This window comes from Mucilaginibacter terrenus, assembly GCF_003432065.1.
Taxonomy (GTDB): Bacteria; Bacteroidota; Bacteroidia; order Sphingobacteriales; family Sphingobacteriaceae; genus Mucilaginibacter; species Mucilaginibacter terrenus.
The window spans coordinates 510,818-535,520 of record NZ_QWDE01000001.1; the positions used below are offsets into that span (position 1 = coordinate 510,818).

General features: G+C 43.4%; 23 protein-coding genes. 13 read left to right on the forward strand and 10 right to left on the reverse strand.

What is annotated here, in order from left to right:
• Positions 1 to 391: 391 nt before the first annotated feature.
• Positions 392 to 1,585: an ADP-forming succinate--CoA ligase subunit beta gene (gene sucC / locus DYU05_RS02110; protein ID WP_117381326.1), complete on the reverse strand. Its 1,194-nt coding sequence runs from the start codon at positions 1,583 to 1,585 to the stop codon at positions 392 to 394.
• 157 nt (positions 1,586 to 1,742) lie between these two features.
• Here sucC and DYU05_RS02115 point away from each other — a divergent pair, with 157 nt between their 5' ends.
• The 4 genes from DYU05_RS02115 to DYU05_RS02130 are packed head-to-tail and all read left to right on the forward strand — an operon-like array spanning position 1,743 to position 4,882.
• Positions 1,743 to 2,402, forward strand: a complete 660-nt coding sequence (locus tag DYU05_RS02115; RefSeq protein WP_117381327.1) for an ABC transporter ATP-binding protein — start codon at positions 1,743 to 1,745, stop codon at positions 2,400 to 2,402.
• Positions 2,403 to 2,702 (forward strand): hypothetical protein, encoded by a 300-nt coding sequence (locus tag DYU05_RS02120; protein WP_117381328.1) that lies wholly within the window; start codon positions 2,403 to 2,405, stop codon positions 2,700 to 2,702.
• The gene (locus DYU05_RS02125; RefSeq protein ID WP_235853937.1) at positions 2,683 to 3,300 is read left to right on the forward strand and encodes an HAD family hydrolase; all 618 of its coding nucleotides are present in this window, start codon (positions 2,683 to 2,685) and stop codon (positions 3,298 to 3,300) included. The genes DYU05_RS02120 and DYU05_RS02125 overlap by 20 nt, the downstream gene beginning before the upstream one ends.
• 52 nt (positions 3,301 to 3,352) lie before the next feature.
• Entirely contained in the window at positions 3,353 to 4,882 is a 1,530-nt protein-coding gene (locus DYU05_RS02130) for a S41 family peptidase (RefSeq protein ID WP_117381329.1), read from the forward strand.
• A 53-nt stretch (positions 4,883 to 4,935) separates the two neighbouring features.
• On the opposite strand, the gene smc is transcribed toward DYU05_RS02130, so the two are convergent.
• The 6 genes from smc to DYU05_RS02160 all read right to left on the reverse strand — a co-directional run bounded on the left by smc (position 4,936) and on the right by DYU05_RS02160 (position 12,414).
• Complete coding sequence (smc, locus tag DYU05_RS02135) at positions 4,936 to 8,481, reverse strand: chromosome segregation protein SMC (protein WP_117381330.1); 3,546 nt, start codon at positions 8,479 to 8,481, stop codon at positions 4,936 to 4,938.
• Positions 8,482 to 8,526: 45 nt separating this feature from the next.
• Complete coding sequence (locus DYU05_RS02140; protein ID WP_117381331.1) at positions 8,527 to 9,372, reverse strand: PhzF family phenazine biosynthesis protein; 846 nt, start codon at positions 9,370 to 9,372, stop codon at positions 8,527 to 8,529.
• A 9-nt stretch (positions 9,373 to 9,381) separates the two neighbouring features.
• The gene (locus DYU05_RS02145; protein WP_117381332.1) at positions 9,382 to 10,038 is read right to left on the reverse strand and encodes an ATP-binding cassette domain-containing protein; all 657 of its coding nucleotides are present in this window, start codon (positions 10,036 to 10,038) and stop codon (positions 9,382 to 9,384) included.
• Positions 10,035 to 10,295 carry a hypothetical protein gene (locus tag DYU05_RS02150; protein ID WP_165851979.1) on the reverse strand — a complete coding sequence of 87 codons (261 nt, stop codon included), beginning with the start codon at positions 10,293 to 10,295 and terminating at the stop codon, positions 10,035 to 10,037. Before DYU05_RS02150 ends, DYU05_RS02145 begins: the two co-directional genes overlap by 4 nt.
• Before the next feature lie 157 nt (positions 10,296 to 10,452).
• Positions 10,453 to 11,313, reverse strand: a complete 861-nt coding sequence (locus DYU05_RS02155; RefSeq protein ID WP_090466905.1) for a sigma-70 family RNA polymerase sigma factor — start codon at positions 11,311 to 11,313, stop codon at positions 10,453 to 10,455.
• Between the two features lie 261 nt (positions 11,314 to 11,574).
• A complete protein-coding gene (locus tag DYU05_RS02160; protein WP_117381334.1) occupies positions 11,575 to 12,414 on the reverse strand; it encodes an MBL fold metallo-hydrolase in 840 nt (279 codons plus the stop codon).
• 373 nt (positions 12,415 to 12,787) lie between these two features.
• Here DYU05_RS02160 and DYU05_RS02165 point away from each other — a divergent pair, with 373 nt between their 5' ends.
• From DYU05_RS02165 to DYU05_RS02175, 3 genes are read left to right on the forward strand one after another with little or no spacing between them, the layout of a single operon-like run.
• Positions 12,788 to 13,945 carry a zinc-dependent alcohol dehydrogenase gene (locus tag DYU05_RS02165; RefSeq protein ID WP_117381335.1) on the forward strand — a complete coding sequence of 386 codons (1,158 nt, stop codon included), beginning with the start codon at positions 12,788 to 12,790 and terminating at the stop codon, positions 13,943 to 13,945.
• Positions 13,946 to 14,857 carry an SDR family oxidoreductase gene (locus DYU05_RS02170; protein WP_317127847.1) on the forward strand — a complete coding sequence of 304 codons (912 nt, stop codon included), beginning with the start codon at positions 13,946 to 13,948 and terminating at the stop codon, positions 14,855 to 14,857.
• A gap of 25 nt (positions 14,858 to 14,882) precedes the next feature.
• Positions 14,883 to 15,677, forward strand: coding sequence for an SDR family NAD(P)-dependent oxidoreductase (locus DYU05_RS02175; RefSeq protein WP_117381336.1), 795 nt, complete (start codon positions 14,883 to 14,885; stop codon positions 15,675 to 15,677).
• A gap of 28 nt (positions 15,678 to 15,705) precedes the next feature.
• Here DYU05_RS02175 and DYU05_RS02180 read toward each other — a convergent pair whose 3' ends face one another.
• Genes DYU05_RS02180 through DYU05_RS02190 form a run of 3 tightly spaced genes read right to left on the reverse strand, consistent with a single transcriptional unit; the run spans position 15,706 to position 18,720 of the window.
• Positions 15,706 to 16,515, reverse strand: coding sequence for a polysaccharide deacetylase family protein (locus DYU05_RS02180; RefSeq protein ID WP_117381337.1), 810 nt, complete (start codon positions 16,513 to 16,515; stop codon positions 15,706 to 15,708).
• Positions 16,496 to 17,500 (reverse strand): glycosyltransferase family 2 protein, encoded by a 1,005-nt coding sequence (locus tag DYU05_RS02185; RefSeq protein ID WP_117381338.1) that lies wholly within the window; start codon positions 17,498 to 17,500, stop codon positions 16,496 to 16,498. Before DYU05_RS02185 ends, DYU05_RS02180 begins: the two co-directional genes overlap by 20 nt.
• Positions 17,500 to 18,720, reverse strand: coding sequence for a glycosyltransferase family 87 protein (locus DYU05_RS02190; protein WP_165851980.1), 1,221 nt, complete (start codon positions 18,718 to 18,720; stop codon positions 17,500 to 17,502). Before DYU05_RS02190 ends, DYU05_RS02185 begins: the two co-directional genes overlap by 1 nt.
• A 247-nt stretch (positions 18,721 to 18,967) precedes the next feature.
• Here DYU05_RS02190 and DYU05_RS02195 point away from each other — a divergent pair, with 247 nt between their 5' ends.
• From DYU05_RS02195 to DYU05_RS02220, 6 genes are all read left to right on the forward strand, one after another.
• Entirely contained in the window at positions 18,968 to 19,453 is a 486-nt protein-coding gene (locus DYU05_RS02195) for a DUF421 domain-containing protein (protein WP_117381340.1), read from the forward strand.
• Between the two features lie 60 nt (positions 19,454 to 19,513).
• The gene (locus DYU05_RS02200; RefSeq protein ID WP_117381341.1) at positions 19,514 to 20,218 is read left to right on the forward strand and encodes a class I SAM-dependent methyltransferase; all 705 of its coding nucleotides are present in this window, start codon (positions 19,514 to 19,516) and stop codon (positions 20,216 to 20,218) included.
• 8 nt (positions 20,219 to 20,226) lie between these two features.
• On the forward strand, positions 20,227 to 21,363 hold the full coding sequence (locus DYU05_RS02205; protein WP_235853938.1) for a glycoside hydrolase family 130 protein: 1,137 nt from the start codon (positions 20,227 to 20,229) through the stop codon (positions 21,361 to 21,363).
• Positions 21,364 to 21,470: 107 nt separating this feature from the next.
• Positions 21,471 to 22,025 carry a hypothetical protein gene (locus DYU05_RS02210; protein ID WP_133300148.1) on the forward strand — a complete coding sequence of 185 codons (555 nt, stop codon included), beginning with the start codon at positions 21,471 to 21,473 and terminating at the stop codon, positions 22,023 to 22,025.
• A gap of 176 nt (positions 22,026 to 22,201) precedes the next feature.
• Positions 22,202 to 23,140, forward strand: coding sequence for a hypothetical protein (locus DYU05_RS02215; RefSeq protein WP_117381344.1), 939 nt, complete (start codon positions 22,202 to 22,204; stop codon positions 23,138 to 23,140).
• An 11-nt stretch (positions 23,141 to 23,151) separates the two neighbouring features.
• Positions 23,152 to 24,696, forward strand: a complete 1,545-nt coding sequence (locus DYU05_RS02220; protein ID WP_117381345.1) for a phosphatase PAP2 family protein — start codon at positions 23,152 to 23,154, stop codon at positions 24,694 to 24,696.
• Positions 24,697 to 24,703 lie beyond the last annotated feature (7 nt).

Below are 24,703 nucleotides of genomic sequence, written 5' to 3' on the forward strand. Positions count from 1 at the left end.
ATATTATATGTTTAAACATCTATTATTGTTTGATACATATTACAATTGGTAGACATTCCTGTTCTACTAAGGCACTTCTTGCTAATATGTTTTATAAATAAACAGCTAAGAAAACTGTTCAAGTGTTCAGCTTTTTTGAAGATAAAGCATTTGAACACTTTTTTATACGGCCGCATCCGCCTTCAATAAAGTGGCTGATTAGATGTCTAATCGCATTTTTGGATCAAATTACCTTGTTCAGCCTTTAAAAACCACACTGTTTTTGCACGCTGTTTTCAAGTTTATTTGGAAGTAATAGCATAAATTATAGGTGCTATGATCGACTCAAAAGTGCAAAAAAAGAAGGGCTGCCTTGTTGGGCAGCCCTTGGCTTTATCTTTCTAAAAAGAAATTATTTGTTTAATACTTCGGTAACCAATTGTGCGGCTTCCTTAAGCAGGATAGCAGAGTACACCTTTAAGCCCGAGTTGTCTATCAGCTCTTTTGCTTCTTCCGCGTTAGTGCCTTGCAGGCGTACAATAATAGGAACCGGGATATCGCCGATTTCTTTGTAAGCATCAATAACACCTTGTGCAACACGGTCGCAACGTACTATACCGCCAAAAATGTTGATCAGGATTGCCTTTACATTAGGATCAGACAGGATGATGTTGAAACCAGCTTTAACGGTTTGGGCGTTTGCAGTACCACCTACGTCCAGGAAGTTAGCCGGCTCGCCACCTGCAATCTTAATAATGTCCATAGTGGCCATTGCCAAACCTGCACCGTTAACCATACAGCCCACGTTTCCGTCAAGCTTTACATAGTTAAGGTTGCTCTTGCTTGCCTCAACTTCTGTAGGATCCTCTTCGTCGGTGTCGCGCATTGCTGCGTAATCCGGGTGACGGTATAAAGCATTGTCGTCAAGGTTTACCTTGGCATCAACAGCTAATATTTTATTATCGGAGGTTTTAAGAACCGGGTTTATTTCAAATTGTGAAGAATCTGTTGCTTCGTAAGCTTTATATAAAGCGGTGATAAATTTCACCATATCTTTAAAGGCGTCGCCGCTTACACCAAGGTTAAAAGCAATTTTACGTGCCTGGAAGCCTTGCAGCCCAACCTTAGGGTCAATTTCTTCTTTAAATATTTTATCAGGTGTAGAGTGGGCCACTTCTTCAATGTCCATACCACCTTCTGTAGAATACATGATTATGTTGCGGCCTTTAGCACGGTCAAGCAATACACTCATGTAAAACTCTTTAGTTTCGCTTTCGCCAGGGTAGTAAACGTCCTGTGCTACTAAAACTTTCTTTACTTTCTTACCCTCAGGGCCGGTTTGTGGGGTAACCAGCTGCATGCCTATTATCTGGCCTGTAATATCTTTTACCTGGTCGTGGTTTTTAGCCAGTTTAACGCCACCGCCTTTACCGCGGCCACCAGCATGTATTTGTGCTTTTATAACAACCCAGTCCGAAGCGTAGTCTTCCTTCAGTTTCTGAGCGGCTGCTACTGCCTCTTCGGGCGTATCGGCAACAATGCCTTCCTGTACTCTAACGCCAAAGCTTTTTAAGATCGCTTTGCCCTGATATTCGTGGATATTCATGTTTTTTGAAAGATTTGCGGTAAAGCTACAATTTTGTTTAGAGAATAGCGGATAGCCGTAAGAGATTTGTTGCAGCGCAAAATGACATGGTAACCCAATTTTTACTTTACAATAACTCATTACCTAATCTAAAACCGCTAATCGTTATCTTTGGCTCATGCTTAAAGCACTATCTATAAACAAATCCTACGGGCAGCTTAACATTTTAAAGGGCGTAAACTTGGAGGTTGACCGCGGGGAGATTGTTACAATTGTTGGTGCGTCCGGTGCGGGTAAAAGTTCGCTGCTTAATATCCTGGGTACGCTTGACAAGCCCGACTCTGGACAAATATTTATTGATAATGTTGAGGTTAGCAAGCTTAACAACAAAGACCTGAGCGATTTCCGTAATCACAAAATAGGTTTCATATTCCAGTTTCATCATTTACTGGTAGAATTTAACGCCCTGGAGAATGTGTGTATGCCTGCGTTTATAGCAGGCAAGCCAAAGGCCGAAGCGGAAAAACGGGCCAAAGAGTTGCTGGACATGTTAGGTTTGGGCGAGCGGATGACGCATAAACCAGCTCAGTTGTCGGGCGGCGAGCAGCAGCGTGTCGCAGTTGCAAGGGCGCTGATCAATCGGCCCGCGTTGATATTCGCGGATGAACCATCCGGCAACCTCGATTCAAAGAACGCGTTGGAATTACACGAGCTTTTTGTGCGCCTGCGGCAGGAGTTTAACCAAACCTTTGTGATTGTAACCCACAACGAGGATCTGGCCGCAATGGCAAACCGCACCATACTGATGAAAGATGGGTTAATAGTGGAGGAGCTGTAGTTGAAGATATTAATAACCAATGCCACTTCCGCGGCAGCTTACAAGTTAAAGAATAAGTACCCTGGCGACCACGTGTTGTTGGGCGATCACCAGGAACTGCCCTTGTTCCTTGGTAACACCGTAAAACTTCCAAATCCAACATCAGCAAGCTATCAGCATGAAATGCTAACGCTATGCCTGGATGCAGCAGTAGAAAAAGTTTTTGTTATGACAACCGAGGAATTGCTGCTGCTGAAGGAATCGGAACTGTTGTTTAATGAATATAATATAGAGATTTTAGATGGCAGCAATGCAATATAGCGATATAGATGCACGTAAGAAGGCATTTATATTTGAGCTGGATAATGTATTATATCCCGAGAAGGACTATTTATACCAGGTGTATTACCTTTTTGCTGGATTACTGGAATATACCGATCTTACTGACGCTACGAAGACAACCAACTTTATGGTTGATGCGTATACAACTAAAGGACCTGAAAAAGTTTTCGACGAGTTGGTTGAACAATTAAAGGTTGATGAAAAATATAGGCCAAATCTTGATGTTTTGCTGGATACTGCCCGGCTGCCGTTGAAGTTGCTTTTATATCAAAACATGTTAACTTTAATGCAGGAAGTGGTGACCGACCGAAAGAAGCTTTTTATAGTGACCAATGGTAAACCGGAACGGCAGCTTAACAAGATTAAACAGGTGGAGTGGCATGGGCTGGAACCTTACCTAATCTGCTATTTTGCGGAGGAGGTAGCAGCTAAACCGGAACCGGATATTTTTCATTTGCTGATGAAACAGCATGGGTTGGAAAGAAGAGACCTAATAATGATAGGGAATAGCAAAGCAGACTCCCTTTGTGCTGAAGCTACCGGGATAGACTACCTGAATGTCAGTAAGTTGCTTTAGTGTGTCGCTGTACTATTATTAGTAATACATCGTTATTCAACATAAAAACTATATGCGTAAATTTATATACCTTATTATAGCATCGGCAGCAATGCTGACCTCGTGTAAGAAAGAGAAAGTTGCTTCAAGCGAGCTTGATCTTATGCGCGACTCGGTATTTTACTATGAAAAACAGCTTTATTACTGGAATGACGCGATCCCCGAATACGCTACGTTTCAACCGCGGAGATATACCGGCAGCAACGACCTTGACGCGCTGAACAAGGAGCTGTTTGCGCTTTCTCAGTATAAGATAAACCCTGCTACGGGCAAGGCTTACGAGTATTATGCTGCTGACCCCACACACCCAAAATATTCTTTTATAGACGATGGTAGTATATCGCAGGAACTTAACGGAGTTACCGGAGATTTTGGTTTCGCGCCGATATGGAACGATCTGGACGATTTGCGTATAAGATATGTTGCACCTAATTCGCCGGCAGCCACAGCGGGAATTAAGCGGGGATATCAGATTACCAAGATAAATAATAGAACCAACCTTACCTACGATGGTGACGGTGGAGGTGGAGCGAACCTTAATTTTGTTATTAATGCCTACGCCAACAGTACTACTATTTCGATGACGCTTAAAAGGCCTGATGCATCAACTTTTGATGTAACACTAAATACTGCCACTTATACCATTAACCCGGTTTATAACTATAAGGTTATTACTCAGGGGGGCAAGAAAGTTGGATACTTTGTATTTAATGAATTTACATCTCTTGACAACTCCAAAGCAAATATAAACCAGGCATTTAACGAATTTGCTGCACAAGGCATTACAGAACTGGTAGTTGACTTGCGGTACAACGGTGGTGGCAGGGTAGAAACATCTGAGTACCTGGCTAATGTAATAGCACCTGCAGCCAAGGTAGGCTCTAAAATGTACACTACTTATTATAATAGCTTGATGCAGAGCGGTAAAGCAGATGATTTGTTAAGAAAGCAGACACGCAAAGATGAAGAGACCGGAAAGAGCTATACTTATGCTGATTTTGACTACTCTGAAGAAAGGAATATTTCAATGTTTAGCCGTGAAGATGTGAGCGTACCTGCACTTGCTCTTAATCACGTTTTCTTTATTGTGACTGGTTCAACTGCATCGGCCAGTGAGTTACTGATAAATAACCTTAAACCTGTTATGGACGTCAAGCTGATAGGTACAACAACTTACGGCAAACCTGTTGGTTTTAGCTACCTGCAAATAAATAAATACCAGATGTACACACCGATGTTTGAAACCAAGAACTCGGTTAACCAGGGTGGATATTTCACCGGTATGCTACCAGCTAGTCCGGACTATCCGGGTTTTAAAGATTTTGATGACGTGACCCACGACTTTGGCGATCCAACAGAAACGCTTTTGGCTCATGCATTAAAGTTTGTGGAAACCGGTACTTACACTATTAATACGCCGCAGATACAAAGTACACAACGGCAGCGGACAATGACGATAGACCAGGCCCGCGAAGCAGCCATTCAACTTGATGCGCCGAAATTCAGGAGCATGGTTTTAAGCAGGCCGGCATTTAAAAAGTAGTTTTGCTGACATATGATTGATTGAAGGTGCGCCTGTTTGGTGCACCTTTTTTGTTAGTCGGCTAATTGGCGCAGGTCTACAGGCACTACACGCGATATGCCCTGTTCTACCATCGTAACACCATAAATTATGTCTGTACAAGCAATTGTGCGCTTGTTATGCGATATGATGATGAACTGCGATTCTTTTGAGAATTTACGGATGATATTATTGAACTTGTCGATATTGGTATCATCAAGTGGGGCATCAACCTCATCAAAAATACAGAAGGGTGCCGGTTTAAGCAGGTAAAGCGAGAAAAGGATGGCTGTAGCCGTGAGTGTTTTTTCTCCGCCTGAGAGCTGGTTGATGGACAGCGGCCGCTTGCCTTTTGGGCGTGCAATGATGTCAATATCCGATTCCAGCGGGCGGTCAGGGTCTGAAAGTATCAGATCGCATGAATCCTCTTCGTTAAACAAGGAACGGAACACTTTGATGAAGTTCTCTCGTACCAATGTAAAGGCCGTCATGAATTTTTCCCGCGCGGTATCATCAATCTCCTGAATGGTAGAGAGGAGAGAGGCTTTAGCTTCCGCAAGGTCTTTCTTTTGTGCCTGTATAAAGGTGTGGCGCTCGTTCATTTCGTTATACGCCTCAACAGCCATCGGGTTTATAGCGCCAAAATCGTCCAATTGGCGCTTCATCTTTTCAGTTTTATCCCGTATGTCGGCTTCAGATCCAGTTTGCGTGTCCTCTTTTTCGGGAAGATCTGTTATATCTACGTTGAACTCTACGGAAAGTCGCTCTTTTAATGCATTCAGTTCTATTTTGAGGTTGTTGCGGGCATCTTTAAGCTCGTTCTCTATTGTTTCCGAGTTGTCTTTTTTACGGCGAAGGTTGCTTACCTCGTTTTCATTTTCGGTAATAGTACCACGCCATTGGTAGTATTCTCGTTCTGCCTCTTGCGTGGCTTTCTCCAGGTTCTCCTTTTGCTCGTACATCTCCAGCAAACTGTCGTCGCTGTTTTCAGTATGCTGCAGGTTTTCCTTAATCAAGGCTTTAACCTTTTCCAGTTCGCTGCTGTTTTGCATTATGCGGCTGTCCAGGTTCTCCAGTTGCGACTCCCGGTACTCCAGGTCCTTTACTAATCCTGATACTTTATTTTGCTGCTGGTGAAAGCGTATATTCTCCTGGTTGTAAGCGTTGGAGCGTACCGATAACATCTCATTCAACTCGTTGAAGACCTGTTGTTTTTCCAGCAGCAGTTCGCTTTGTTCCTGCTTTTGAGCTTTCAAGTCTAAAAGCTGCGGTTGTAAAGTGATGATATCGTTCTTGATGCCTGCAATGCGATTAGCTATATCCTGCTTACGATTTAAGCTGTTTTCTATAAACGCTTGGTATTGCTCCTGTTTGGTTCTTACAGTTACCAGCTCTGTATTCAACTGGTTAAGTTCTACCTGCTTCTGGCGTATTTCTGCTGCTTTACCCGCGGCTTTCAGGGCCGTTAACGTGCTTTGCAGTTCCTCATTTTTATTTTTAAGGCTGTTGATACGTGCTTCTGCCTGCTTTATCTCTTTAAGCAGATTATCCAGGTTTTTAGCCCGCCCTATACGCTTACCTTCAAACAAGCCTACCGATCCGCCGGCCATGGTAAATTTAGATTTATTGAACTTGCCGCTCTTGCCGATAAGTACAACATCGTCCGGCAGAACAGCGTTGTTGATATCCTGTTCGGTAGTGTCATTTATCAGGTATACGTTTTTTAACAGGTGTACGCACAACAGCTTGTAACGCTCATCCACTTCAATAACCGACAACGCTGGCACAGCGGCAACCTCTAAACTTTTGTGATCAGCAGCTTCATTTTCCCCACCAAAATTGTCGAGTATAAAGAACTGCGCCCGGCCCTTTGAAGAATTACCCAGCAGGTTGATAGCTGCTATGGCTTCGTCGTAGCTGTTCACTACATAGTAGTTCATTAACGGCTCCAGGTAATTCTCAATAGCAATGCGGTATTCTTCTTTACAAAAAAGTATATCGCTGAAAAGGGTAATGTTTTTTGCCCAGCTTGTGTTCTTTTTCAAAAAGCGTATAGACTCCGGGAAGCCTTCAAGATTATCTACCAGGCTTTTGGTAAGATTATATTCGTTCTGCTTCGCGTCCAGTTTGCGCACATCAGCAGCAATGTCCGCTGTGATGGCTTTTATCTGGGTTTCTGTATCAGCAATCTGTTCCTGTAACTTGGTCTCGATGTCAACGGCACTATCATATTCGCTCTTTAAAGTGTCTGCGCGCGAAGCAAGTTCTGCAACTACCTGGTTAAAGTGCGAAAGTTCCACCTCCTTGTTACTGGCATCCTCCATGTTGCGCAGGCTTTCCTGTTCCAGGGCCTGCTGCTGTATATTCAGGATATCAATATCCTTTTCTGTTTTATAAACCTGGCTTTGCAGGCGGTTACTTACCGAGTTCAGTTCATTTAACTCACCACGGGCTTCCGCTTGCTCGGCACGCAGTTCCTCTACGGCTTCTTTAAGATCGGCCAGGCTTGATGTAATGCGGGCAAGATTCTCATCCTCCTGCATCTTTTCCTCGTTGAGGCGTTTAATGTTATACTGAACGTGTTTATGCTGATTAGTGTCGCGTTCAAGCTCATCCTTTAGCCGGGCTTCTTTATCCTGCTGATGCTTTAGCTGCTCGTTTTTTACACGCTTTTCGCTTTCGTAAGCACGGATCTTAGAGACAAACTCATTTGTTGTCTTTTGTTGGGCAGCAAGGTTTTTCTCGCGTGTTATGCTTTCCAACTTTTGCTGCTGCAAGGCTGCTTCCAAGGTATCTATCTGCGCAACAATTGCTGTCTTTTCCGCACGTTGTTTTTGTTCTTTTTCTTCTATCTCTGCCAGTGTCTTGCTGAAACCAGCTATCCGAAAGGATGCAAGCTGTATGCTGAGCACCTTGTACTGATCGCGGATCCTGTAATACCGTTCAGCTTTTTTCGCCTGGTTTTCCAGCGTTTTCAGGTTCTTTTCTATTTCGAAAAGAAGATCGTCTACACGCTCCAGGTCAGCCTCGGTATCTTTAAGTTTGCTGAAGGTTTGCTTTTTTCGCAGCTTGTATTTGGATATGCCGGACGCTTCCTCAAATAAGTTCCTTCGGGAGCCTTCCTTGTTATTAATGATCTCGTCTATCATGCGCAGCTCGATGATAGAGTAGGAGTCGGCACCAACGCCGGTGTCCATGAAAAGGTCCGTTATATCCTTTAGGCGGCACTGCACATCGTTAAGGCGGTACTCGCTTTCTCCGCTGCGGTAAAGCCTTCTGGTGAGGGTTACCTGCGAAAAATCGGTAGGCAGGATGTTTTTGGTATTGTCGAACGTGAGGGATACTTCAGCAAGGTTGGCTGCCTTGCGGCTTTTGGTGCCATTAAAGATGACGTTGTCCATCTTTTCGGACCGGAGCATGCGGGTACTTTGCTCCCCCAAAACCCAACGTATCGAATCCACCACGTTAGATTTCCCACAGCCATTAGGGCCTACAATAGCGGTAACACCCTCATTAAAATTAATGGTGATCTTATCGCCAAAGCTTTTGAATCCCTTTATCTCTAATTGTGTAAGCTGCATTAACGCGGTAGCGGACTAATTTAATTAAGGTCTTAAATTTACGGTTTATACCTTAAAGCAAAAAGTGCTAAATAGAAGCTTATAAAAGACTTTTCTGGCGAGGTAAACTGTTATAGAACCTCTTAGGAAAGTTACCGCCTTGCCGGCCATCAATACACGGTCGCCTTGCAGTTCGCACCAAAGCTCGCCCTTGCGTGCCGATACCTGGTAAGCGTGTAGCTCATTTTTGCCTAGCTTACCTGCCCAGTAAGGTATCAGGTTACAGTGAGCCGATCCGGTTACCGGGTCTTCGGGCACGCCGGCTGCAGGTGCAAAAAACCGGGATACAAAATCTACATCTTTGCCGGGAGCGGTAACGATAACACCAAGTGTGTCTATCTTTGCCAGAGCAGAATGATCAGGAATCATAGATGTTATATCATCTTCAGTTTTGTACACCAGCATGTAATCCCGTGAGCGGAGTACCTCAATAGGTTGTCTACCGCCTAACGCTGCCAGCAAACCCTCGGGCAACTCAGCAGGGCTAGCAGGGCGTGATGGAAAGTTCATAGCGTACTTGTCTCCATCACGGGTCACCACCAGGGTTCCTGCTGTCATTGTATTAAAGTGGATAGTGTCACCATTGTGGCCAAGTTCTGTAAAAAGGATATGGGCCGACGCCAGCGTGGCATGGCCGCAAAGGTCTATCTCCAGTTCCGGGGTGAACCACCGCAGCAAGTAGGTACCATCAGGGTTTGCTACAAAGAAGGCCGTTTCTGCAAGGTTGTTTTCCATTGCAATCCTTTGCATAATGTTGTCTGGCAGCCATTCGGTAAGCGGGCAAACAGCAGCAGGATTACCGCCAAACAGTTTGTCGGTAAAGGCATCGGCCTGGTACATAGGTATAGTCATAAAGCAATGTTATAGGCCGCTAATATAACCGTAAGTGACTAATTCATCTTTATTGGTGATCTGTTTTGTTTCTCCGTTATGCAGTAAAACAATGCGGTCGCTTACGTCGAGGATGTTGTAATACTGATGATCTGTAATAATAATGCCTTTGCGCTTAGCACAAGCTCTGATTACAGGTTTAAATTCATCAGCTTGTATAGGGGATATGTGGGTGAACGGCTCGTCCAGTAATATAAACTCGGCTTTGCTATGGATAATCATCATAGTTTCAAGCTGCCGCAGCTGTCCGCCGGATAGTTCGTCAACCGCCTTATTGTAGCTCTTTTGGTATACAGGCAGGTTGGTAAACGCCTTCCACGATTGCGGGTCGACTATGATACGTGCCAGCTTTTCTGTTCTTATTCCTGCCGGAAGATAATTGTGCTGTGGCAGGTAAGCAATACGGTTATTTAAATAACCTTTATGGATGAACTCACCATCAATACTCACGTACTTATGCGTTGCTGTTAAAGTGCCAAAGATTATCTTCAGCATAGATGATTTACCACAGCCATTGCGGCCCAGCAGGCCAAGCACTTCGCCTTGTTTACAGCTTAAGAATATGCTCTGCAAAATCTTACGCCCGTCAAATTCCAGTTGTATGCTGTCGGCTTTAAGCTCCTTCATGCTGTTAAGGTAATGAGGATAGCAAGCGCAAACAGATAAGTAAGAAGATCCAGGGAAAATACGTAAAAATACATTCTGCGCACGCTTATACCGGCATTACGGTAATACATATACACGTTTTTTGCAGTATAACTTTGCAGGAAAATGGTGGCTGCATAGCCCAGGAGCTTAAAGAAGAGTACAAAGCCGGCAACCTTTACACCATAGACGGACACCAAAAAAAGGCAGGTGATACTGAACGCAATGTTCCAAAGCATTAATGGTTTATAAAAGTACCAGATAAGCTTAGGTAAATTAGACATCTACTGCGTTCAGATAAAGTTTAGTGATGAACGTAGTTACCTGCGGCATTATTGCAAATGCATAAAAAAAGCCCTTGCTGCTAAGCAAGGGCTTTAAAAAAACTTGATATAATTAGCCCAGGTAGGACTTCAATATTTTGCTACGTGATGTATGGCGTAAACGTTGTAGAGCCTTGTCTTTTATCTGGCGTACACGTTCGCGGGTAAGGTTAAATTTCTCACCAATCTCTTCAAGTGATAATGGGTGATTGGTACCTAATCCAAAGAACAACACGATGATCTCGCGTTCACGTTCGGTAAGGGTAGACAATGAACGTTTAATCTCTTCTGACAACGATTCATTTATCAGGATAGAGTCGGTATTTGGTTCCTGGTTTTCTAATACATCCAGCAACGTATTTTCTTCACCCTGAACAAAAGGAGCATCCATAGATACATGGCGGCCGCTGTTGCTCAGCGTGTCAGATATTTTATCAACTGTAGTTTCAAGTATATCAGCAAGTTCTTCCGGTGACGGCTCGCGTTCGTATTCCTGCTCCAGCTTGCTAAATGCTTTGCTGATTTTACTTAACGAACCTACCTGGTTAAGCGGCAAACGTACTATACGGCTTTGTTCGGCAATAGCCTGCAAGATAGATTGACGGATCCACCAAACGGCGTATGAGATAAACTTGAAACCTTTTGTTTCGTCGAAACGCTTGGCAGCTTTAATAAGACCTAAGTTACCTTCGTTAATAAGGTCACCAAGTGTAAGTCCCTGATTTTGGTATTGTTTTGCTACGGAAACCACAAAGCGCAAGTTGGTTTTTGTTAACCTTTCTAACGCAGCCTGGTCTCCTTCGCGGATTTTTTGGGCTAATATTACTTCTTCTTCGGCAGTAATTAAGTCAACTTTACCAATTTCGTGTAAGTATTTGTCGAGGGATTGCGACTCACGATTGGTAATGGATTGAGTTATTTTGAGTTGTCTCATTTATGTTTTATAACCTCGATTCTGTTATCTGGAATGAACGTGCAAAGGTAAACATTTGTTTACACATTTTTGTACTAGAATATTGATTAATTGCAATATTTTGCTATAGCAAAAATGATGCCCAGTGTGGTTAATCATGCAACTTTTTAGTGGCAATTCTTTTAATCTGAAAACACGGTTTCAAGTAAAAGAAGTACTTAGCACAAGTTAGCTTTTTTACATTGTTAAGTACCTACACCTGCGAAAGAAATACTCTTATACTTATAACTCGTCCAGCCGGAAGGTGTCTTTTACTCTGATGCCCTTATCTGTAGCCTGGACAGTACAGCACTCGTTAACCGGATCGTGTTCCAGGTAGAGCACATATTCGTTGTCTACGGCTTCCTGCCAGTATTGGTTACGTTCCTCCAGCGTTTTCATCGGGAACATATCATACGCCATTACATAAGGCAGGGGCAGGTGTCCAACGGAAGGCAGCAGATCGGCCATGTACAGCAATTGCCTCCCCTTGTAATTAATCTGCGGCAGCATCATCGCGTCGGTATGGCCATACGCAAACCGTATTTTCATCTCTGAAGAAAAACTGATGCCGTCCTCAGCGTCGATAAACTGCAGTTGTCCGCTTTCCTGTATAGGAAGTATATTTTCTTTTAAAAAAGAGGCCTTTTCTCGCTCATTGGGGTTAACTGCCCAATCCCAATGTTGTGGGTTGCTCCAGTAAATAGCATTTTTAAATGCAGGATGCAGATTATCGCCATTGCGCTCTACAGCTCCGCCAACGTGATCAAAATGCAGGTGAGTCAAAAATACATCTGTTATATCGTTTCGGTGAAAGCCTTTTGCAAGCAAACATTTATCAAGGCTCGCATCTCCATGGAGGTAATAGTGACTGAAGAATTTTTCACTTTGCTTATTGCCTATGCCAGTGTCAACCAGTATCAGCCGGTCGCCCTCTTCGATAAGAAGGCAGCGCATTGCCCAGGTACAAAGGTTGTTTGAGTCGGCCGGGTTGGTCTTCTGCCAGATGGACTTTGGCACAACACCAAACATGGCTCCCCCATCCAGTTTGAAAAAGCCTGTATCTATAGTATGAAGTTTCATTTGGCGGAAAGTTAAGGTATTTGATCGAAAATGGTTGTTTCGCTATTAAGCTTTATGATGCATTCAATTCTAAATTGTCAATCTGCTTTCAGTTACATAATAGGTTATTAATTAACGATATAGCTAAATCATGTGAAGTTTTTGTACTGTTTCGGTTTGTTTCGCTCTGATGTGTTAAGTAGTTGGTATTTAAATCTTTACCGTAAATTGCTGTTCCGGGTGTTTCACTTACAAGCGAAACACTTTCAGCGCTTATCAAAAGCCATTTGTCGACTCGACTCTTTTATTGGATTATTCTTAAGGTAATTTTTTTTCGTAAAACTATAATTGAGGTTGTTGTGTTATCTTGATAAACAAAGCTAAATAAACACAAATGAAAGCAGCCGTATTCCACAAGCCAGGCGACATCAGCTACGACACCGTTGCTGATCCTAGAATAGAAAATTCCCGCGATGTTATTTTAAAAGTTACATCAACTGCCATATGCGGATCAGACCTGCATATATTAAGCGGGGGAGTTCCGCAAAAAGAAGACATGATAATGGGCCATGAATTCATGGGGATAGTTGAAGAGGTTGGCTCTGAAATTACAAACCTGAAAAAAGGCGACCGCGTAGTGGTACCGTTTCCGATAGCCTGCGGCCATTGTTTTTTTTGCCAGCATGACGCATCTCCTGCCTGCGAAAACTCTAACTATAAGCATTATGGCCCTAATGGTGACATGCTCGATCAAAAAGGAGCGGCATTGTTTGGTTATACTGATTTATATGGAGGTTACTCCGGCGGACAGGCGGAGTACGTGCGTGTGCCTTATGCTGATATAAGTCCGCGTAAAGTGCCGGATGATATGACCGACGAACAGGTACTTTTCCTTACAGATATTTTTCCTACTGGTTGGTCTGCAATAGACTGGGCACAACTTAAAGGCGGGGAAGTAGTAGCCATATTCGGTTCAGGCCCGGTTGGGCTTATGGCACAGAAGGCAGCCTGGATAAATGGCGCCAGCAGGGTTATTGCAATTGATCCGCTGAATTACCGGTTGGAAAAAGCGAGGGCGGTAAATAAAGTAGAAACCCTTAATCCTCACGAAGTAGATGTTGTGGAAGCAATTCGCGAAATGACGGGTGGCCGCGGTGCCGATGTATGTGTAGATGCCGTAGGTTTTGAACCGGAGCGGAGTTTTCTGGACAAAGCTAAAGCCGCCGTGAATTTTGAGGTAGGCAGCATGAAAGTACTTGATATGGCTTTTAAAGCGGTAAGGCGTATGGGAACGGTTACTATCATGGGTGTTTATGGTTCTACTTATGACAATTTCCCTTTGCACCGCCTGTTTGACAAAGGAATAGTTCTGAAGATGGGACAAGCGCCTGTGCTGAACTATATAGACCACCTGATAGATCTTGTTACTCAGGAAAAGGTAGTGCTGGACGACATTATCACCCACACCTTGCCGCTAAGCGAAGTAGCCCACGGATACAAAATATTTGACGATAAAGAAGAGGATTGTGTGAAGGTGGTATTAAAACCATAATTGAAACATACAGAACCAACATCATCAACTGACCCCAAAATAAAACTTACAATGGAAAATGACGCAGGAGTAAAAATAGCGGATAAACAAGAACATCAGCCGGGAGTAGAGGCGGAGATGGATCCGAAACCAGAGTATATCAAATCAACCTACAAAGCGGCCGGAAAGCTGGAAGGTAAGGTAGCGTTAATTACAGGCGGAGATAGCGGCATTGGCAGGGCTGTAGCGGTGCATTATGCACATGAAGGTGCAGATGTTGCTATAGTTTACCTTGAAGAGGATGCAGACGCACAAGAGACCAAAGAAGCAGTAGAAGCTGCAGGAAAGCGTTGCCTGTTGATACCAGGCGATGTTAAAGATCGTGCGTTTTGTAAGCAAGCTGTAGAACAAACAGTTGCTGAATTAGGTAAACTGAACATCTTAGTTAACAATGCGGGTGTGCAATTTCCGCAAAAGGAGTTTAAAGATATCAGCGAAGAACAGCTTGAAACTACTTTCAAGACCAATATTTTCGCTTATTTCCACTTTGTGAATGCAGCTATTGATCACCTGAATGAAGGCGACACAATCATCAACACTACCTCTGTAACAGCGTATCGTTCCTCGCCCAATTTGGTAGACTATTCGTCAACAAAGGGGGCCATAACAACTTTTACACGGTCGCTGGCTACTAACCTGGTAGAAAAGAAGATTCGTGTAAATGCTGTTGCGCCAGGACCTATTTGGACGCCCTTGATTGTATCCACCTTTGAGGAAGAAAAGATAAAGGAGTTTGGTAGTGAAACGGCGATGAAACGTGCGGGTCAGCCATCAGAATTGGGGCCGGCATACGTGTTTCTCGCTTCAGACGATTCATCGTACATCACCGGGCAAGTAATCCACGTCAACGGTGGCGAAGTAGTTAACGGATAACAAACATCAACTAGAAAATAAAACCATGGAAAACACAAAAGGATACGCCTTAATTACCGGTGCAAGCAGCGGTATAGGCTACGAATTGGCAAAGTTATTTGCCAAAGACCAATATAATTTAATAATTGTGGGCCGCAACCAGGCCGAACTTGAGAGCAAAGCAGCAGAGTTCAGGCAGAATGGTGTGGATGTGATCAGCATTGAAAAGGATCTGTTCAACCGCGAAGAAGTATTTCAACTTTGCGAAGAAGTAAGCAGCCGCAATTTACTGGTAGATGTATTGGTGAATGATGCAGGGCAGGGCGTTTACGGCTTATTTAAAGATAATGATATAAAGCGTGAACTGAAGATCATTGACCTGAATATCGGCGCCCTCACCATTCTCACCAAACATTTCCTGAAAGAAATGGTAAGCCGCAACCAGGGTAAGATACTCAATTTGGCGTCTATAGCTAGTACGACCCCAGGCCCGTGGCAGGCAGTGTATCATGGTACTAAAGCTTATGTATTGTCCATTACAGAAGCAATACGTGAGGAGATTAAAGATACTGAGGTTACAATTACAGCCTTGCTGCCTGGCCCGGTAGATACTGACTTTTTCAACAAAGCAGATATGCAGAGCAGCAGGATTGTGCAGGATAAGAGTTCGTTGTCTGATCCCGCTGATGTTGCCAAAGACGGCTATGACGCGTTGATGTCCGGTACAGACAAGATTGTGTCAGGGTTTAAAAACAAAGTTACTGTGGCAATGAGCAACATAACACCAGACACTACCGTCGCACATATGATGAATGAAATGCAGAAACCAGTAGAAGAATAATCTGTAACTGTGTCAAAGAAAAAGCCGCCTACAAGGCGGCTTTTTCTTTGACTGAGAAATTTATGTTCTTTTCAAACACGGAATCTGCTATGGTGCCGAAAAGCAGACCGTTTTGTTTGAATGTTGATATAAGACGGTTCATCCGGCTCACCATTGAATCACCAGAGTTTTTACTTACATAACCAGGGAAACCGAAACGTTTTCTATCATTCAAATCAGTAAATTCCCATGGATGGAAGTACAAATTAAGATATCCATCGGCTTTGTAAGTTCTTAGGCACATGCGTTGGTATAATGCGAGTGGCAGGTTATGTATAGATAACCAAAACAGCGGAAACCTAAACCCGGGAGTAACCGAAGCAGGTAGCTGTAGCACACCATCCTGCCAGAACATGTTTCTTGAGACTTTAAGGTTGTTATATCTGCCGGGAAGCCAAGTAGGGTTGATCGAACTATTGTACAGGTAGCCGGCTTTCTTGATTTCTGCACCGTCCACGGGCATCATTCTTGCCATACGGTAGCCTTTTACGGTAGTCTCGCTAATTTCTTCCAGAACTTTCTTCGAGCTGTATAAATCAGCAGGCTCGAATTTAGAATGGTAATGCCCATGGGATGCCAGTTCATGGCCTGCAGCAACCATTTCTTTAATTAGCTCAGGTTTGCTTAACGCAAAGGTCGCAGTACAAAAGAAAGTGGCTTTTATTTCATGTTTGGTCAGAAGATCTAAAATACGCCTTGTGCCTGTTGCAGAAATATTTATCTGGTCGTCGAAAGAGATTTCCTTGCCATATTCCAATGGCATGTCAAACTCCTCTATATCAAAACTCAACAAGATCATATTGTGGCTGCTTTATGCTGGTGCTTTGTATGATGTAATTTGGCCGCAATTTGCTTTGCAGGAATATCTTGCCTACATAAATGCCTATTATGCCCATTATAATGAGTTGTAGTCCGCCTAAAAAGAAAATAGACATTAGAATTGATGCCCAGCCCGCAGAAGCATAGCCTATATTGGTGTTACCAGTGTAATAGCTATAAAGTACATAAGGCAGGCAAACACCAGTTATTGCCGAAAATGCAAAGCCAAGGTATACTGCAAAGTATAACGGCCGTATGCTAAATGAAGTTATCCCCTGAAAGGCAAACTTTATCATGCGCGACAAAGAATACTTGCTTTTACCGGAGTACCTAATATCTGCAGAATAATTGATACCATGCTGCGAAAATCCAAGCCACTTGATAATGCCCCGTAAAAACGGATCAATCTCATTAAACTGAAGCAGTGCATCCGCTACCTTGCGGTCAATCAACCGAAAATCGGCGGTACCGGGCTCCATATGTATTTCGGACAGCCTATTCACCAGCGCGTAGAACATGTTAGATGTGGCGCGTTTAAACCACGATATATTTTCTGTGGAGATACGGCGGCTGTAGACAATATCAAACCCTTCTTCCCATTTTGATAAAAAGGCAGGGATAAGTTCTGGCGGGTGCTGCATATCGCCATCCATACAAATTACACAATCTCCATCGGCATGGTCCAATCCTGCTTTAAGTGCATTCTGATGGCCAAAGTTCCTGCTCAATTTTATATACTCAATCCTGCCATCAAGATTATTCAGGGTCCTTAGTACAGATATGGTTCCGTCTTTACTGCCATCATCTACAAATATTACGTTGTAATCGTATGTCAGCTTATCAAGCACCTTTCTCAATGCTTGTACAAGTACCGGGATGTTCTCCTGTTCGTTAAATGCTGGTATAACCACCGATATTTTTTTCGTTGACCGGTGTGAGTTTGATCGTGCTGCGATGTGTCTCATTAATTTTTTAGGGTAGGGGCTATATTGGGCTGAGTTGGGTAATCGGAAACAATTTCCTCGCCATCTTTTCTTGTAAGCATTTCGGCTATCAACGCAAGCCATATGAGCAAGCATGGTAGTGCTTTAAGGGCATAGCGATTGATGAAATGTAATTTGATGTAAGATGGAAATATATCGGTACGGTAAAGGCTTCCAAAATAGACTGCAAAGACAAATAAGGTGATTTGAAGTGCTGTAAACGGCCTTGGTGCAGTAACAAACCAAATTGCTATTCCTGGATAGGCTATGATATAGGTAACGTATTCCGAACCGGTGCTGAATAGAACAATAAACAGCAAACTGGAGCATAGCAACAGAAACTTTTGACGGTGAACACTCGTGTTTAAAACTTTAAGGCTGGAAATGCAGAATGTTGCTGCGGCGGTTAACAAGACAGGCAGTATAGCTATAGAATGGCCGATTATTCGGCGTGTCATACCCATTACAGAGATATCCTGGTATTGGGTATCCATGCTTACATTTTGAGCATTCTTTTCCACAAGTGAGTGGTACCAGTCTCCATACGATTGTAATATAAACTGTGGTGTAAAGACTAACATAGGCAGAACAAAGAGCACCACCGCCCAAACAAACAAGCCGGCCACAAATTGCTTCTTCTGCTTAGATATTAAAAAGAACACCACGCCTATAACGCCATAGAGCTTAATAAAAAACCCGAGCATGATAAACAGCCCGGCCCAAAAGTCCTTCTTGTTATCTACCATTACCCAGGCAAGTATTACCAGGGCAGCAATGGCGCCATTAGTTTGAAACTCCCTTAACATCACGATGAGCTCCTGTGTGCAGATGATGCAGATAATATTCTTTTTGGTGGTGTCCAGCGGTAGTTTGTGTATTGCCCAAAAAAGCACTGATACATTAAATATTTGCCAGAAATACAGTCCTAAGTCGCCAGGGAGGACTGCAAATGGCGCCATTATCAATGAGAATACCGGCCCGTAGTGATTGCTGTCGAAATAGTATTGAGGGTATTGAGCGTAAAGGTTTTGCCCGTGCAACGCGTTGAAGTAGGTGTATTTAAAAATAAGATAGTTGTTTACACCGTGGTAGCCAATGCATTTGTACGTATAAAATGCCGCGATGATTATCCAAATTGATAAAACAAAGTGTTTGTTGTCAATAAGCTTATAAAACACATTCCTGGTGCCATTTGCGGCCATTAGTTCCGATAATATTTGCGGTATATGGCAAGCCATGCTGCTGCACCGCAGGGTTTAACAATAGTTTTGAACCGCCTTAAGGATTGCAATTCTTTACAAATGTAATTTATGTAACGTGTTTTTTACACATAGTGCAACAATCCTGATAAATATTTTTTTGCTTTTGATAATTAGGGTTTGCTTTAAAAGCTAAAGCAAACAAAAACAATGTAAAGAAGGTATTTAATTTAATAATTTCTTAACATCAATGAACGTCTTCATTAGCATTTTTGGCGAAGGGAAAGACTTAAGTTTGTTCCAGATGTCTGCCCGTGCTATAGTAATTTACTTTGTAGCAATGATACTAATACGTGTGTCTGGCAGGCGCACCTTCGGTAAAAAGTCGTCCTTTGATATCACCATATCCATAATCTTAGGAGCAGTACTCAGCAGGGCGATAGTTGGTGCTTCGCCCTTTATCTCTACCGTAATTGCAAGTTTCGCTCTCGTGTTGCTGCACAGGTTAATAGCGATGGCTATATGGCACAGTAAAATAATGGGTCAGCTGGTAAAAGGTGAAGGCCGAATGCTTTATGAAAATGGTAAGTTTAACGAAAATAACTTACGCAAGTGCCTCCTGACCCGCGACGATATCATGACTGATCTACGTATTAAAACAAACAGCAAGTCGCTTGACGACGTAAAAACCATTTACATGGAAAATACCGGTGAACTAAGTTTCGTTACTAAGTAATCGGCACAAGAACAAATCGTTCATCTTTTAAGCCTGCTTTAATAATATTACTTTTACGCAATGGAAGGTACATCAGGTGCTGACATCTTCGGCCATGCGTTATACGATCATTTTAAAGGCAATAAGCCCGCAAAACTCTGGATAAACAATAAATACGGCCCTAAGGAAGAGATGCCGGTGAACATATACTTTAGAGATGCGGTCGACATGCCCGAGCTGGAATTAGTTGCGCTCGATGCATGCAAGGGCAAGATTTTGGATATAGGTGCTGGTGCAGGAAGCCATACTCTTATACTGCAAAATAGCGGTAAAGATGTAACTGCTTTGGATGTATCTTCGGGTGCGGTAAGCCTAATGAAGGAGCGCGGTGTCACAAAAGCAATCAATCAGAATATCTTCTTATATAACGATGAACGTTTTGATACCTTATTATTGCTTATGAACGGTATCGGCCTTTGTGGCAATATCAGAAATTTACGCTTATTTTTACGGAATACCAAAACCCTGCTTAAGCCGAGTGGCCAATTATTATTTGATTCTTCTGATATTTCTTATTTATACAACGGCAATGTGCCGGTAGATAACTATTATGGCGAACTCTGGTACCAATATGCTTATAAAGGCAAAAGAACAGAGTGGTTCCAATGGTTATATATCGACAAGGATACGCTGATGGGTATATCCTCAGAAGAAGGCTGGGCAATAGAAATATTGTTTGAAGACGATTTTGATGGCTACCTGGCACGGCTGATGGTAGCCGAATAACAATTTAGATGATGAAACACCTGTATAAAGCGCTATTTTCTTTTTCGCTGATCATTATTTCGGCGACAGCTCTAGTTGCACAAACAAGCAAGTTGCCTTTATGGGCTTTCGGACCATTCGTGAGGCCGGCGGGGGTGAACCCTTTGATAAGTCCTGACACAACAACCAAGTTTTACGATCCTATGCGCAAGCGCATGATGGACTGGGAGTCAAACGACACCTTTAACCCGGCGGCAACAATCAAGGATGGAAAGATATTTATACTTTATCGGGCGGAAGATAAATCGGGTGTTGGCATAGGGGGGCGCACATCACGGCTCGGGTTAGCCGAAAGTAAGGACGGCTTGCATGTTAAAAGGTCGCCGGTACCTGTTTTTTATCCCGCTAACGATAGCCAGAAAGAGTTTGAATGGACAGGCGGTTGCGAGGACCCCAGAGTAGCCGTGACCGCTAACGGTACATACGTGGTATTTTACACACAGTGGAACCATGACCTGCCACGACTTGGCGTAGCAACCTCAAAAGACCTGAAAAAATGGACGAAGCATGGTCCTATATTCCGTAAAGCTTACAATGGTAAGTTCCATAAAATAGCAAGCAAATCGGCATCTATAATTACTAAGATGGTGAACGGAAAACAGGTAATCGCTAAAATAAATGGAAAATATTGGATGTATTGGGGCGAAACCGGTGTGTATGGCGCCACGTCTACAGATCTGGTGAACTGGTCTCCTGTTATAAACGCCGATAGTACTTTGCGACCCTTTATATCACCACGCAGACATTATTTCGATAGCGACCTTACTGAGTGTGGTCCTCCGGCCATAATTACGTCTAAGGGTATCCTGCTATTATACAACGGCAAAAATAACCCTGTATATGGCGATAAAGCCTACACTGCTAACAGTTATTGCGGTGGGCAGGTTATTTTTTCGGCAAGTGACCCTACAAAGCCCCTTGCAAGATTGGATAAGCCTTTCTTTGTACCACAGGAATCCTTTGAAAAAAGCGGCCAATATCCTGCAGGTACAGTATTTATGGAAGGGCTGGTATTCTTTAAGAGTAAATGGTTCCTGTATTATGGTTGTGCAGATTCGAGGGTTGCGGTTGCGGTATATAATCCATTACAAAAAACACAGAAATAGATTTAGATAATATTCGGATAATATGCTACTTACCAGCAGATAAATTTGGAATTATAAATTATCTGCATATATTTACAACCAGTTATACCCCTAATAGACCTGATCTGGTGAAACGGATTTTCTCGATATGCATCCTTTGTGTGCACCTGTTCTATACAGGCGGCTGCTTGCTTATCGTCCAATATTTCATCAATCGTTCCGAAGATCAGATGGTAAAACAGATCTACGAAAATAAAGTAGATGCCACACAGCTTATCCAGATAAAGCTACCGGTACACATGCCTGAAATACAGGATTGGCCCGATTATGAAAAAGTGCAGGGGCAAATTCAATTTAAAGATAACTACTACAATTATCTTGGCGTTAAAATGACAAGGGACACTATGTACCTTGTTTGTATTGCAAATGCTGTAAAAACAAGGTTGGCTAATTCTAATCTCATCGTAGCTAAAGATATTACAGATGTGCCATTAAGCAAAAAAGGTACTGAAGCACCAAATGCCAAGAAGGCAACCGGCGGTTTTGAATACCAGCCAGTCGCTTTTGAATATAACTACCTTGCGTTCTTCGAAACCTTGAAGGAACATGAGAACCCTATATCTACCTCTCTAACCGATCCGTATATCGAATCTCCCGGTAAGCCGCCAAACGCCGCTTGCTAACTCTCCAATATATTTGATTTTATAAGTATTTATCTAATGCATTTTTTGCTTCACAGCTTAAAGGCATAGTTATTTTCATCTTGCATTGCCATTAAGCATGCTGGTGAAAAGTGCATTAGATATATAATATGACGGTATATCTGTCCTATTGCTCTTACCCTTTTTAATGAACTTTTATGAAACACTTTCTACAATATACTTACAGGTATTGTATTGCTATAATCTTATTCCTGAGCGCTTTCCAAGCAGCAAATGCGCAAACAGAAAGCGACGCTTTAATGATACCTAAAAACTACTTCTGCGCGGCAGGTATCTACACCCACAACAGTTGGGATCAGTACTGGGAAGGTACACTTAAACGCGAGAACCTTAATATGGGCACTGTCAGCAGCAACGTTTATGCCGTTGGCGGTAATTACGGCCTAAGTAATCGCATCAACCTGCTTGCTATGCTGCCGTTTGTAAAGTCTAACGCATCTGCCGGGACACTGCGCGGAGAGGATGGTTTGCAGGATATTAACCTTGCCGTAAAATGGATGGCTGTTCGCGAGCAACTTGGCAGCGGGCTGTTAAGCTTCCACGCTATATTATCTGGTGTTATACCGGTGCGTAAGTACCAGGCAGACTTCCAGCCGCTAGCCATCGGTATGCAAACCAAAAGCATTGCTTTACGCGGGTTGCTTAACTACCAGGTTGGTCGCTTGTTTGTTGCCGGTGGTGGTCAATACATCCGTAAGGATAACATTACTATTGACCGTGATGCTTATTATACTACCGAGATGCATTACACCAACCAGGTGGCTATGCCTAATGCAACAAATTTCTTGCTGAGTGCAGGTTTCCGCAGTCTAAAATTTAATGCAGAGGCAACGCTTACCAGGTATACTTCTCTTAGCGGCTTTGATATTACCCGCAATAACATGCCGTTCCCAAGCAATAAAATGAACGCTACTGCTGCCGGTGCAATATTTAAATACATGTTCCAGAACATACAGGGACTGGAGTTTACCGCCGGTGGTAATTATGTGGTTGCTGGTCGTAATGTAGGTCAGAACTTATCGGCTTTTGGCGGAGTGTACTACGTGTTTGCGGTGAAAAAGGAAAAAAGCAATTAAGAAGAACAGTTATGAGAACAAGAATACTATATATATCAATACTAACAGCCGCTACAATATTTACAGGAGCGTGCAAGAAGGACATTACAGAACGGAATGAAACGTTTCCGGCATTATCGCCAGCAAACATTGATCTGAATGCCGATACCTGGTCGCCAATACTTACTGCATCGTCCACGTTTACCGTGGCTACTCCTGATGCGATAACCGCACCAAATTACATCGCGGACCTAAATGAGATTAAAAGCTATCAGAAAAACCTGACAGATGATCAGCGCGCAATAATAAAGTACTGGAGCGCAGGATCGGTGTTGCGTTGGAACGAAATATTGCGTGAGCTGGTTGCAAAACATAACCTACCTCCTTACCAAAATGATGACGGATCGTACCCGTTCCCAAGTGCGGCTAACCCCTTAGCTTATCCGCTGTTTCCGTTCTCTAATCCGCCGTATGCTGCCCGTGCTTACGCCTATGTAAGTGCAGCGCAATACGATGCGTTGGTGCAGGCTTGGAAATTCAAAAAGCAATTTAATCGTGCGGCGCCTTACAAAAACGACGTAAACGTACAGGCACTTGTACCAAAGTCTGATCTGCCTTCGTACCCAAGCGAAGACGCGGTGGTAGCAGGGGTAACCTCCAAAATGATGGAGTTATTATTCCCTGGTGACCTGGATTATATTCGTCAGAAAGTGGCTGAAGAAAAGCTTTACCGCATTATGGCCGGAGCAAACACACGGTCAGACATAGACGCGGGAGAGAATCTGGGCAGGCAGGTTGCCGATGTTTTTCTGGCTCGCGCCAGGGGCGATAAAGCCGGCGCTGCAATTGGTACACAAGCCGACTGGACAAACTTTGAAACTGTAGCTAAGGCAGCTGGTAATACGCCATGGATAAGTCTTGAAACACCGCATCGTCCGCCAATGTTGCCGTTATTTACAAAAGTAACGCCGTTCCTGTTCTCTACAACTACAGTTGCGGCAATACGCCCGCCGGCGCCTTACAAAGAAGGCTCTCCTGAATACGAAAAAGATCTCAAAGAAGTGATGGCTATGAGCCAGGACAAGAGCCGCGAACACGAACGTGTTGTTGCTTTTTGGGCTGATGGAGTAGGTACCGCAACCCCTCCGGGGCATTGGAATACTATAGCCGCTGAAGAGTTTGTAAAGCATAACTACAGCGAAGTACGGTGGGCGCGTAACCTGGCATTATTGAATATGGCAGAAATGGACGCTGCTATAGTTTGCTGGGATGCGAAGTACTATTACTTCAATCCACGTCCTACACAGATGATAGCCGGTATTAAAACGTTAACCGGCATTCCAAACTTCCCTTCGTATACCTCCGGTCACTCTAATTTCAGTGGCGCCGCTGCTACGGTGTTAGGCTATTTGGTGCCGGAACGCGCTAACGACTTTATGGTAATGGCCCAAGAGGCGGCAAAGTCAAGGCTTTGGGGCGCTATACACTATCGTAACGACTGTGAAGTGGGTTTAACAACCGGTATTAAAGTAGGGGAATACGCCGTAGCGCGAGCCAAAGCTGACGGAGCAAACTAGTGGTCGA